General features: G+C 43.8%; 8 protein-coding genes. 6 read left to right on the forward strand and 2 right to left on the reverse strand.

Annotated elements, in window-relative coordinates:
• Positions 1 to 34: 34 nt before the first annotated feature.
• Positions 35 to 841: a helix-turn-helix domain-containing protein gene (locus AC57BQ_RS02475; protein ID WP_496404769.1), complete on the forward strand. Its 807-nt coding sequence runs from the start codon at positions 35 to 37 to the stop codon at positions 839 to 841.
• A gap of 18 nt (positions 842 to 859) precedes the next feature.
• On the opposite strand, the gene AC57BQ_RS02480 is transcribed toward AC57BQ_RS02475, so the two are convergent.
• Entirely contained in the window at positions 860 to 3,535 is a 2,676-nt protein-coding gene (locus tag AC57BQ_RS02480) for a carboxypeptidase-like regulatory domain-containing protein (RefSeq protein WP_496404770.1), read from the reverse strand.
• On the reverse strand, positions 3,532 to 4,464 hold the full coding sequence (locus tag AC57BQ_RS02485) for a GLPGLI family protein (RefSeq protein ID WP_496404771.1): 933 nt from the start codon (positions 4,462 to 4,464) through the stop codon (positions 3,532 to 3,534). The genes AC57BQ_RS02480 and AC57BQ_RS02485 overlap by 4 nt, the downstream gene beginning before the upstream one ends.
• Before the next feature lie 233 nt (positions 4,465 to 4,697).
• Between AC57BQ_RS02485 and AC57BQ_RS02490 the strand changes: the two genes are divergently transcribed.
• The 5 genes from AC57BQ_RS02490 (at position 4,698) to AC57BQ_RS02510 (ending at position 12,676) form a co-directional block, all read left to right on the forward strand.
• Complete coding sequence (locus AC57BQ_RS02490) at positions 4,698 to 5,846, forward strand: sensor histidine kinase (protein ID WP_496404772.1); 1,149 nt, start codon at positions 4,698 to 4,700, stop codon at positions 5,844 to 5,846.
• The gene (locus AC57BQ_RS02495) at positions 5,843 to 6,538 is read left to right on the forward strand and encodes a LytR/AlgR family response regulator transcription factor (RefSeq protein ID WP_496404773.1); all 696 of its coding nucleotides are present in this window, start codon (positions 5,843 to 5,845) and stop codon (positions 6,536 to 6,538) included. The genes AC57BQ_RS02490 and AC57BQ_RS02495 overlap by 4 nt, the downstream gene beginning before the upstream one ends.
• A 154-nt stretch (positions 6,539 to 6,692) precedes the next feature.
• Positions 6,693 to 7,646, forward strand: a complete 954-nt coding sequence (locus AC57BQ_RS02500; RefSeq protein WP_496404774.1) for a family 43 glycosylhydrolase — start codon at positions 6,693 to 6,695, stop codon at positions 7,644 to 7,646.
• A 417-nt stretch (positions 7,647 to 8,063) separates the two neighbouring features.
• The gene (locus AC57BQ_RS02505) at positions 8,064 to 11,090 is read left to right on the forward strand and encodes a SusC/RagA family TonB-linked outer membrane protein (protein ID WP_496404775.1); all 3,027 of its coding nucleotides are present in this window, start codon (positions 8,064 to 8,066) and stop codon (positions 11,088 to 11,090) included.
• Between the two features lie 38 nt (positions 11,091 to 11,128).
• Complete coding sequence (locus tag AC57BQ_RS02510) at positions 11,129 to 12,676, forward strand: RagB/SusD family nutrient uptake outer membrane protein (RefSeq protein ID WP_496404776.1); 1,548 nt, start codon at positions 11,129 to 11,131, stop codon at positions 12,674 to 12,676.
• Positions 12,677 to 12,735 lie beyond the last annotated feature (59 nt).

The raw sequence follows: 12,735 nt of genomic DNA on the forward strand, positions 1-12,735 counted from the left end.
AGGGGTGAAAAATTAATAAAGAGTAACTTTAAGCATGCTGAAAAAGATCGATGAAATTACTTCTTGCTATATAGGGCCACAAATTTCATCAGAGCATTTTGTTGCCGAGCATTTCTTCCTGTATCTGGAAAAGGGGAGCATGATTGGGTATGACGGGCATATAAATTATACACTAAAAGCAGGTGAATATTGTATTGTTAAAAAAAACCATTTAGCGAGATATAATAAGCAAAAAGAGGGCGGCAAGTTTGAAAAAGTGATTGTTATGTTTGATGAAGCCTTTCTCAGACAATTTCAGCAGAAACATAAATTAAAAAGCGGAATGAAGGCATCTAATGATGCCTTTGTCAGGATCAATAAGGATAACCTGATCGACAATTTCCTGGAATCACTTAAGCTATATTACAACAACCAAGGTACGATCAGTAGTTCTTTTGCTGATCTTAAACGGGAAGAATTGTTGTTGCTCCTGCTCCAGTCAAACCCTCAACTTGCCCATTTTCTGTTCGACTTTGGCATGCCTCAAACCATCGACCTGGAGTCGTTTATGAACCGAAATTTTAGGTTTAACGTCGCTGTTCAACGTTTTGCTTTTTTAACCGGCCGGAGCCTGACCCGCTTCAAACAGGATTTCAAAAAAACTTTCCATGAAACACCAAGCCGGTGGCTGACCCAGAAGCGATTGAAAGAGGCCTATTTCCTGATCGATAAAAAAGGAAGGCGTGCATCAGACGTTTACCTCGAAGTAGGCTTTGAGGACCTGTCGCATTTTTCGTTTGCATTTAAAAAAATGTTTGGTTTTTCGCCAAGGCAATTATCTGATCAAAATACATCATCGTAAAAGCTAATACGTAATTTATTAAATATTAAACAGCACTTTGAGCAGGATAATCCTTCCCGGAAGGGTGTACGAACTGGCCGTTAACGTATTGGCCGATAAGTAAAGCGCATTATAAGTTTTTACATTCAGGAAGTTGACGGCACTCAACTCCAGGTCGGTTTTCCATTTTTCGATCCTGAATTTTGCCGAGGCATCTGCAAAAAAGTATTTCAGATCGGGGTTGCCTTGCTGGCGGGTGAAGTAATGCTCACCCGACAATTTGAACTGCAACCCGGATGTAGGGTTATAATTGACCGAGGCCTGTTGAAGTAGCTGGTTGATATGATAAGCCGATGTCCCCACTGCCGAATGACTGTCTGTTTGGGTAAAGGTCGCCTTATAGCTAAAGTTTACCTGTTCGTTCACTTTGGTGTCGGCGCCTGCATTAACGGTCTTCGAGGTGGTATTGAAAGGCAGCAATGCATTATTTTGTATCTGCACCAACTTATTACTTTGCCATTGTATGCCACCACTAAAAGTGGTCTTTAATGCGAAGGAATATTTGCTAACCGTGCCATTCACCGTCCATGAATCAGTACCGTTTGGATAGGGTAGCACCACGCGCCGCTGTAAACTGTTGGTGATCACTTGCGAAGCAATATTATTGGAAGCAATATGGTTATAAAGGGTGTTCAAGCTGACAAAAAACAGTGTAAGCGCCTTTCGATAGTTAAACCCAAAGGCTACCAGTTGGTTCTGCCGTTCGGTCAGGTTGGCATTGTTGGCGTAAAGCGTCCGGTAATCCTTCAGGATATAACCCTGGTACATGTCTTCTATTGTACCCGTTTCATTGCGGTAACTGTAGAGGAAGGTCAGGTAGTTCTCGATCCCGGTTTGATATTTTACCTTTAATTGCGGGTTGAAATACAATCTTGTCAAACTCTTGCTCAGCGCATACAGGCTATCCGAATAATTGATCTGTTGCAGGCTTAGCGGTAAGGTCAGGTTCACTTTAAGGATACTCCCTGGTAGATCATAAGCTGCCTCGGCATACAGTTTTTTCCTGTTCCAGTTCAAATGATTGATAGCACTGTCCGATTCCAGTTTATTTTGATTATTAGTCTGTACAACGTTCAGGTCAGAAGTCAAATGTTGTGATTGAACGCTGAACCCTGTTCTGAAACTTTGTGTGATGAGGTTCGATGGTATTTTAAAAGAAACATAGTTATTGGTAAACCAGGTAGGCACATTCACATTTTGCCCCAATTGGGCGTAAGGAACGTTGTTATTAAATATTGCATTGTTGTAGTCCGGCCCAATTGTCCTGCTCTCCGGCTCCGTCGAATGACTGATATAAGAATAGGCCTGGATAATATTGTTCGATCTTAACGATTTGATCAGGTTAAATTCATTGGAGAAACTCAGCGCATTATCCTTGAATACCTGATTTACCTTAGTGCCGTTAGCGTTCAGATCCGAATAATTGATTGACCGGTTATTATCCATCAACAGGATATTGTTCAGGTAATATTTATCCTGGTTAATGTTCAGCGTAAATTGGGTATGCAGTATATCCGGGCGGAAACGGTTGTGCTGGGTTTCGTTATAGCGCACAGTATCTCCGGCCAAAAAAATGGTGGTGTGCTGGCCGTAATCCTGCCGCTGGGTATCGTGCAAATAATAAGCGTTGATCTTGAGCTGCACATTCTTTTTAAAGTTCACCAGGTTATTGAAGTTGAGGATGCCAGACTGATTGAACAAATACCGGTTACGCGATAAAGCAGGGTTATTCACAGAACCAAGCGACAACATAGTGGCCGGCACATCGTTATCGATCCGCTGCATATAATCAGCAAAATTGTGCGATACCAGGTCCTCCTGCAGGTCGTTGCCCGTGTTATTGCCTTTGAGGTAATTAATGGCCTTGTATTTATCCTTAAACATCATGGCGTTCAAATCCACGTTATAATTGCCCGGCAATCCCGCGCCGATGCTCTCTTGCCCTACCATTTGTAATTTAGCGCCTTTTTTGAAGCTGAGGTTGAGGGCCACATCGTCGCTCACCACTTTATTTTGGAGCGCTTTAATAGGTTGATGATTTTCGATCACCTGTACCTGGTCTACCGCGCCCTGCGGAATAGTGGTAGTAGCAATATTATATTTATCATCTAACAGGTTATCGCCGCCGATGTACAGGTTGGAGATCGGTTTATTATTATAGCTGATCTTACCATCAGCCGCAACTGTTATACCCGGTAATTTTTTGATCACATCACCAATAACCCTGTCCTGTACACTGCTGAAATCAGACACCTTATAGCTCAGGGTATCTCCGCTCGTCCGCAGCATTGGCCGGCTGCTTTTGATCACTACCGCCTGCAACTGGTTAATGGAAACAGATAAGATAAAATCGACAGGTGCCTGCGTATCCGTAATGTTCTTACTCTGATTTTTATAGCCTATGCAGCGCACCTCGATCAGCATGCCGCTCACCGACGTATTGGCCGGGAGCGGCAAAGTATACGCTCCCTTGGTATCGGTAATTGTATAACTTATAATATTGTTTGTAGCGCTATTCTTCAGATTAATGCTGGCATAAGGCACGGCTTTACCAGTGCTGTCCTTCACGATCCCCTTGATACTTTGACTAAAGCCCGGGGCCGAAAATAGCAAAGCTATAACCAGCAACCGGGCATATGTTATAAACTGGCTCATTTCTTTTCGGGTAATTCGATAGGGTTATTGATCACCTGCGGCGGACCTACCTTTATATCGATTTTCGGCGCCGGTCTGCCACCGCCCTGGCCCGCCACTTGTGCATTTACCATCGACTGTGCAAAAGCATTAGGATCCTTACGCATCGCCTCCTGCAAATTGGCAAACTCTTTTTCGGTAGTTTTGATGGCCTTGGTAGGAAGTTGGATGATATTCGGATCGCTATCCTGGTCGTCCATGCCGATCATGACGGCCATTCGTCCCTGGTTATCCGACGCTTGATTGGCGGGGCGATCATCTTTTTTTGTGGAAATGACCGCTTTTTCAATCCCGTCAAACTTAAAATCAACTTCTTTTTTAGTGTCATAGGCCTCCAAGATCACACCCGGCAGTCCGTTGAGTTTCCAGGGGCCTATATGCAGCGGTAGATCAGGACTGAACCAGGCCGTATAATCCCTTCCCTTAAAACGAGCTGTCGCTTTCTGGCAATGCAAACCGCCAAAGGTTGCTGTATCGCCGCTTATTTTCCAGTCAATAGCGGGCAAAGCATCTGTTATGAGATAATTGTTGAACAGCAGCGGTTCTTTCCTCACCATTTTTTTTCCGTTTGGAAACTGGTAATATTCCGTACCCGAACCCGCCGATCTCCGCTGGATGTTTACATGTCCGTCGACCGAATTGGCTTCTTGTTCCTGCACTTGTTTTTTGAATAGCGCATCCTGCAAGCGTTTGTCATAACTTTTGTAAGCGCCCGCGGTTTTGCCTACAATCAAAACCATATTCTCGGTGTAAGGGTGCTCGCGGTTGGTAGTATCCCTGACATGGGAAAACTTGTAATGCACCAACACCTGTGCGGTATCGGGCTTTTGGGCCCAGGCGATAACAGTGCCTGATAAAAGGACTGTACACAATAGAAATTGCTTTTTCATATTTCGGATATTTTTAAGCAATAATACTTTGCCCTTTCAATCCGCCGAAAACTTTGGTACGAACACCGCTTTCATATCGGTGTAAAATGAATATATGTTATTTGGAGTTTTGCCAAAAACAAATTGCGGATAACCATGAGCCCGGATTTCAAAAATTGACTGTTTATCGGCTAAATCACTATATTGACATCAATAGTTTATGATTCAACCAGGCTTAATATACTTTTGACAGAATGCGCCGCATTAAAGCCAAATATATCATCGAAATACTGATCCACCTGGCATTCTGGATAGGTGTTTACTATACGCTGGATTCGCTAACCAGCTCAACCATTAAGGTGCGGGTAAACCACAACGGAAAGATCATGGAAAAAAGCGCTGTGGATACCATTTTCCCTTATTCGCACTTCACACTCGCTTTTCTGGCCATGCTGTTTTACGGCAATATATTTTGGATATTTAAAAAGGTACTTCGCTATAAAAGCTTGCTTGCTGGCATCGCTATGGCAACCGGCTGGTTTATACTGATCTTCATAGCCAACTATATTCTAGTTGGGGCCAAATTAAACCATAACCAGCCCATAGGGCCTTTGCCTCCAGGCTTTGATCCTGGCAAGAACAGCCCTGACCATCTTATGCAGAGCCCTGCCGCGTTTTTTGCAATAGGAAACTGGGTGCATATGCAGCTCACCATGTTGCTTGTTTTTTTGACTACAGCCGGGCTTTCGATAGCATATTTCTTCCTGAAGGAATGGGCGCGAAATGAACTGGTGCGCAATCAATTGGAAGCCTACCAATTGAGCACTGAGATCAAATTCCTTAAATCGCAGATCAACCCACATTTCCTGTTCAACACACTCAATAACCTATTTTCAATGGCCCAGGAAAAGGGGAATGATGAGCTTGCCGACGGGATCTCAAAACTCTCGGGCATGATGCGCTATATGATCTATGACAGCAATGCCGGCAGCGTACCGCTGAATAAAGAAATAGCCTACCTGGAAGATTGTATCACCCTGAATAAACTGCGTTATGCTGATGATGAGGTAAAAGTGATATTTGATTACCCTCCGCAAACCGGAAGCATCACCATCGCCCCGATGTTGTTTATCCCTTTTGTAGAAAATGCCTTTAAACATGGCGTTTCTATCGGCCAAACTTCAGGGATTGATATTGCCATCATTGTTTCAGATCAAAAATTGATCTTTACCTGCATAAACACAAAGTATAGCGCTATCAAAAAGATGGAAGACGAGAAAAGCGGCATCGGGCTCGAAAATGTAAAGCGACGGTTGGATCTGTTGTACCCAGGTAAACATAACTTGCAGATTAATGAAGATCATGGGAAATATATTGTTAAACTTGAAATTGACCTGGAATGATAACCTGTATTGCCATTGATGATGAACCGAAGGCGCTTGAAGTGATAGAACGCTATTGCCACAAAACCAGCCTGGTTGATTTGAAAGCCACTTTTCGCGAACCGATGAAGGCGATCGAGTTTCTGAACCGCGAAAAGGTGGATCTCATTTTTCTCGACATTAATATGCCCGATATCAGCGGGATGCAGCTGGTGCAAACTTTGTCGCCAAGACCAATGATCATTTTCACCACCGCCTACAGCCACTATGCCGTGGAAAGTTATGACCTGAACGCCCTCGATTACTTGCTGAAACCCATTACTTTCGAGCGCTTTCTTGCGGCAATAAATAAAGCTGCTGCGGGAACGCTATCTTCAAAAAACGGTATAAGCAATGAGGATGAATCCACTGTTTTTATCAAAAGCGGTCCGCAAACCTACCAGGTTAAAGTAGGCGAGATCTTGTACCTGGAAAAAGACGGTAATTACATCACTGTTCACCTGAAAGACAGGAATATCCTGATCCGCGAAAATATGGGAGACATTTTTGACTTGGTACCGGCGGCGGATTTTTTACGGGTGCACAAATCGTACGTAGTAGCGATCAAACATATTACCATGATCGAAATACATCAGCTCATCATTAACGGCGAAAAAATCCCCATTGGAAGTACCTACCGCGACGCTTTGCGCAGTAGGCTGGGACTAAAATAATGTCCGCTGCTTTATTTTCGTTGTTGTAAATGTGGCAGCATCAGCCTCCGATAAAACCGGTACCTCATTTATAATAATCTTTCAGATTAAGGGAATATTAACATTTTTTTAATTGTCGGTGTGTTATTTGCTCACGAATAACATGCTATACAATATGAAAATAAACACACAAACATTTGCAGGGCTACTCCTGCTTATCTATCTCTTTTTTCCACTGGCGGGTAAGGCACAAAATCCTATCATACGAAACATTTACACTGCCGACCCATCTGCCCATGTTTGGAGCGATGGAAGATTATATGTTTATCCCTCTCATGATGTTGACCCTCCACGGGGATGCGATCTGATGGATAAATACCATGTGTTTTCTACAGATGATATGGTACACTGGAAAGATCATGGCGAGATACTTAAGGCAAGCGACGTACCCTGGGGCCGCAAAGAGGGCGGTTTTATGTGGGCACCAGACTGTGCCTATAAAAACGGTAAATATTATTTTTATTTCCCGCATCCTACTGGAACCGATTGGAATAAAACCTGGAAGGTTGGCATCGCTACCAGTACTCAGCCTGCTGGTGGCTTTGTAGCACAAGGATATCTTGATCTGGGTGATGACAGTCGTTCTATGATTGACCCTTGCGTGTATGTAGATGATGATGGACAAGCCTATTTTTATTATGGCGGAGGCGGCAGATGTGTGGGTACAAAATTAAAAAGTGACATGACGGAAATAGCAGAGCCGCTAAAAACAATGGAGGGATTACAGGACTTCCATGAGGCAACCTGGATATTCAAGAGAAACAATATCTATTATCTGACTTATGCGGATAATCATACCGTAAATGGCAAAGGAGCTAACAGGCTAAATTATGCCACAAGCAAAAGTCCCCTGGGGCCTTGGACTTATGGGGGTGTTTATCTTGACCCAACAGGTTGTGATACCAGTCACGGCTCAGTAGTTGAGTATAAAGGCCAATGGTATGCCTTTTATCATAACAGTGTACTTTCCGGCCGCGGGAATTTACGGTCGGTTTGTGTCGATAAGTTGTATTTTAATGAAGATGGATCAATACAAAAAGTAATTCAAACTGGTATCTTAAGCCAATAAAGGTATTTACGTCTCATAGATTGGTTTCTATGTTTCATCCGCTATCAGGATTAAGTTAATCTGTATTTTCGTAATAATGTCCCCTTTAATGTTTTGAGAAAGGGGACATTGTTTTTTTATTATGGAGCATACGATACCCACGTGCAGTTTTCACAACCCGAAAGTTTATATCAATCGTAAAAACCAAAATGATTTATAGGTATTTCTCCCACCTTTAAGCTAAGGATATGGAACTTTTTCTATCAAATTCTGAATTTATTATCGATATAAATATTTGAATTTAAGTGTGTTGTATTCGGAGGCTTTTTGTTATCGCTATATTAATCTGTTATTAAGATTTTATTAATGCCCGAGAGGTTATTTACTCCCAGTTAATTAAATAAACCAATTTTTTATAACCCAAATTTTCAATAGAGCATGAAAAGATTTTTATGTATGCTGTTGGTATGCTGTATAACATGGAGCAGTTATGCCACGGCCACACACTTAAAAGGTAATAAATATGCCCTGGCCGCCGCGCCTATCAGTGGCAAGGTTAAGGATAGCAAAGGTGTGCCGCTACCCGGGGTATCTGTAAAAATGCAGGGAAGTAACACCATAGCCCTGACCAATGCCAATGGCGTGTTTCAAATAGACGCACCTTCTGGGGCTACACTATTATTCACCTACGTTGGTTTTGAAGACCAGGCAGTTGTACTGAATGGCCAAACCACCCTGGATATCACCATGGCCGAAAAAACCATCAGTTTAAATGAGGTGGTAGCCGTAGGTTATGGCATTCAACAAAAAAGAGATGTAACGGGAGCTACCAGTACGGTTACGGCTAAAGAAATAGCCAAACGGCCGCTGGTTAGGGTAGAGCAGGCTTTACAGGGCACCACCGCAGGGGTAACCGTATCCAGTAACAGTGGACAACCAGGTGCTGGGCTAAGTGTAAAAATACGCGGGGCCAATTCTATCACCGGTTCTACAGAGCCTTTATATGTTATAGATGGCTATATCGGGGGGAATATCGAATCGATAAGTCCGAGTGATATCCAGTCACTGGAGATATTGAAAGATGCATCTGCAACGGCCATCTATGGTTCACGCGGTGCCAATGGGGTGGTGTTGATCACTACTAAAAGCGGTAAAACAGGCAAGCCTGTCATCAACATTAACACCTGGTTCAGCAAGGCAAGTGTACCCAAGGAACTTGACCTGATGAATGCCTATGATTTTGCCCGTACATTAAACGCGCAGTTTGCCACAACCGGAAACCCTCCGGCGTTTTCTGATGCCGATCTGGCTAATTTTAAAAACAATCCGGGTACCGACTGGCAAAAAGCTGTGCAGCAAAAGCCCTGGATCAGGAGCTATCAGGGTGATATATCCGGTGGGGGTGATAATGTGAATTACCTGGTGTCATTCAATCATCTTGATCAGCCCGGTTTGATCCTTAACCAGTACTACAAAAGAACCACGCTGCGTGCCAACCTGGGTATTAAACTGAACGACAGGATGGATCTTAAAGTAAATCTGACCGCCTTACTGCCGCAAAGCCGTAATACAGGTTATTCCGGTGACATTACTGATCCGTTTGCACAAGCCACACAATGGGACCCAACCTCTCCCGTTCGTGACGCCAGCGGCAACTATGTCCTAAGGTCTCAGTACGCTTCAAACCAGATAAACCCGGTAGCTCAAGCTAATAACCAGCAGGTTGATGTAAGCACTACCGATATAACCGGTACAGGCATATTTACCTATCGCATTACCAATGATCTGACCCTTACATCAAATAACACCTATGAAAATCAGTCACAATTAACGCAAACGCTGTATGGTTTACAAACCAGTTTAGGTTTGGTAGGTGGTGACTACGCCGCGGCGGCTACCGGCAGATACCGTGCTTATCAAACCAGTGACTTCTTAACCTACAAGAAAAAATTGGGTGATCATTCATTAACGGTTACCGCCTTATATGAGTTTCAGAACCATCAGAACACCAATATTAATGCGCAGTCGAAAAACCTGTCAACTTATGCACTGGGTTATTATAACTTAGGCTTAGGTACTACACAGCTCACTACATCGGGATATTACCAGGATGCCTTGCAATCGTTCATGGGCAGGATTAATTATACCTACAAAGATAAGTACCTGCTGACAGCCAGTTTACGTTCTGACGGCTCATCGCACCTGGTTCAAAAATACAGCACATTCCCTTCCGTGGCCTTAGGCTGGAATGCCGCCCGTGAAAGTTTTATTGATAAATGGAACGTTTTCTCCGACTTGAAATTACGTGCAAGCTGGGGTAAAACCGGTAATCAGGCGGTGGCTGCTTACGCTACCATACCCCAATATTCAGCTGGCGGACCGGCTTATTACTTTGATGGTACAACAGCATCGATCACCACCCCATTGGGTACGCCTGTATCCAATACTTTGAAGTGGGAAACCACCACCACTACTGATGCTGGTTTAGATATGTCGTTTTTTAAAGGCCGTTTAACATTTACGGTTGATGCTTACCAGAAAAAGATCAGCAATTTGTTATACGCCAAGCAGGTACCTGCTTATGATGGCGGCGGTACCTATTTGGCTAATATCGGCAGCCTGGATAACAAAGGTATTGAGTTTGCTTTGGGAGGAACCCCATTAGCTGGTAAGCTGCACTGGTCAACCAATTTTACCATATCCTTTAATAAAAACCGGATAACCAGTTTAGGCGGTGACGATAACATTGTGGTAAACAATATTGGTTCGGCACAAACCGGTGTGTCTATATTAAAAGTGGGTATGCCCTTAGGTGAGTTTTACGGCTATCAGTTCTTAGGTACCTGGAAAACAAATGAAGCCGCACAGGCAGCCACATTTGGTATGAAACCTGGTGACGCTAAATACACCGATGTTAACGGCGACCATAAATATACTGGTGCCGATCTGATGCCTATTGGTAACGGCACGCCTAAATACAGTTTCGGCTTTATTAACGATGTAAGTTATAGCAACTTCACCTTAAGCTTTATGTTTCAGGGAACACATGGCAACCAGATCTACAGCGGTACCACCCCTTATACTTTAGGTGGCTTGGGTGATGCCCGAAATGCTACGTCGACAACGGCGCTGAATATCTGGACACCAACAAATCAAACCAACAACCCGACATTCAGTAGCACCAGTCAGAACTTTATCAATAGCAGTCGCTTTGTTTACAACGCAAGCTATATCAAGCTTAAAAACTTGTCATTAGGTTACACCATACCAACCAAAGTTTTAAGCCGCGCCGGCTTTAAAAGCGTTGAAGTTTATGTGAGCGGGCAAAACATCTGGACGATCACTAAGTACCCAGGCTATGATCCGGAGGTATCTAATGCAACCAATGCTATTACACAAGGTTTGGAAACAGGTGTTATACCCAACCCTAAAACCTACACATTGGGTTTAAGAGCCACGCTATAATACATTAACCAATTGCTTTCTATATAAATTATAAAAAGATGAAAACAAGATATTCAATAACGGTAGCTTTATTTTTGGCAGCATCCATATTCAGCTGCAAAAAACAGCTTACCGAAAATCCAAAAGGTAACCTGACACCGGTTAATTACCTCAAAACACAGGCGGACCTGGATGCCGCTGTGGCATCTATTTATGCCAAGTACGCTGTTGATGGCGCTTATGCATTTACCAACAAAAGCACCTCCTATTTTGGCGCCGACGATTTGACCACCGATCCCGGGCTTAATAAAGGCGATATGCGGGCCTTTGATCAGCTAAACGGAAGCAGCACCAACGCCAGTATGCAGGCTCAATGGAACGGTCCATGGACTGCCATTTACCAGGCCAATAACGTTATTACCAATTACGCGCAGGTAAACTCCACCGATGATTTGAAACATAAGGCAGTAGGACAGGCTTACTTTTTACGTGCATGGGGCTATTATAATTTGGTGCGAACTTTCGGCGGTGTTCCGCTGGTTGATAAGTTAATATCGGTGAATGACCGGCCGCCACGTGCCAGCGTAAGCGATATCTATAATTTGATCATCAGCGATCTTAAAATTGCTAAAAGCTGGTTGCCGGTTAGTTATGGCGATGCCAAACAGGTAGGGAGGGCCAATCAAATGGCGGCAAGAGCCATGTTGGCCGATGTGTATTTAACCATGGCTGGCTGGCCGCTGAAACAAACGGCCAATTATGCCCTGGCCGCTGCCGAAGCCGACACTGTTATACGCAACGGAAACTATAACCTGATGAGCAGTTATGCATCAGTGTTTACAACTAACAATAATTCTGAATCCATATTTGGTCTCCAGTTTAACGTTAGCGGAGGATCGCCCAATCGTACTTACGGATCATCAAGCGTGCCTTTGGATGAAGTAGCCGCCGATGGCTCAGGTGGTTGGGATGATTATTATCCGGAGATAAACTTCTTTTTGAATGCGCCAAAATGTGATCGTACTGATGCTACTTTTTATACCACGCTTAAATTAAGGCAAGGGTCGGGCAATAACATAACCTTCAAATTAGTACCCTGGAATTCATCCGAAACCCATGCAGGTCATCCATATTACAAAAAATTCAGGGCAGGGCTGGGGGGTGATGGGGTAAGTGAAACGGCAAATGCCATACAGTCCATCAATCCAAGCACCAATAAAACCACAGATATTATCAGATACCCTTTGGTATTACTGGATTATGCCGAAGCGCAGGCGATGTCTTCCGGCGGGCCATCCGCGGCGGTCTATGCGGCGGTTAACCAGGTCAGGACAAGGGCTGGTCTGCCCAATCTTCAAACAGGATTATCCGCGGCCGACTTTCAGAAAGCGGTAGTTAATGAGCGGGCCTATGAATTTGCGGGTGAGTTTGGTATACGCTGGTTTGATATTGTGCGGTTACAGTTGCTGCCTCAGGTTATTGCAGCGCGTGCCAGTAATGAAAACCCTATCAATTTTACGGGCGACATAAGCCAGCGCTATTTAGCTCCAATACCACAAAACGATATGTATATCAATTCCACCTGGACACAAAACCCAGGCTATTAAATGTCTAAATTTTAACATGATGATCAAAATGCCTGTTTAGGCCCAAACCTGGACAGGCG

This window comes from Mucilaginibacter sp. BGA-UO-ETr-C110 (assembly GCF_059567985.1).

Excerpts from the sequence above, each read along its gene's own strand:
- AC57BQ_RS02480 (WP_496404770.1), bottom strand. The coding sequence starts at position 3,535 with ATGAGCCAGTTTATAACATATGCCCGGTTGCTGGTTATAGCTTTGCTA.
- AC57BQ_RS02505 (WP_496404775.1), top strand. The coding sequence starts at position 8,064 with ATGAAAAGATTTTTATGTATGCTGTTGGTATGCTGTATAACATGGAGC.
- AC57BQ_RS02510 (WP_496404776.1), top strand. The coding sequence starts at position 11,129 with ATGAAAACAAGATATTCAATAACGGTAGCTTTATTTTTGGCAGCATCC.
- AC57BQ_RS02490 (WP_496404772.1), top strand. The coding sequence starts at position 4,698 with ATGCGCCGCATTAAAGCCAAATATATCATCGAAATACTGATCCACCTG.
- AC57BQ_RS02475 (WP_496404769.1), top strand. The coding sequence starts at position 35 with ATGCTGAAAAAGATCGATGAAATTACTTCTTGCTATATAGGGCCACAA.
- AC57BQ_RS02495 (WP_496404773.1), top strand. The coding sequence starts at position 5,843 with ATGATAACCTGTATTGCCATTGATGATGAACCGAAGGCGCTTGAAGTG.
- AC57BQ_RS02500 (WP_496404774.1), top strand. The coding sequence starts at position 6,693 with ATGAAAATAAACACACAAACATTTGCAGGGCTACTCCTGCTTATCTAT.
- AC57BQ_RS02485 (WP_496404771.1), bottom strand. The coding sequence starts at position 4,464 with ATGAAAAAGCAATTTCTATTGTGTACAGTCCTTTTATCAGGCACTGTT.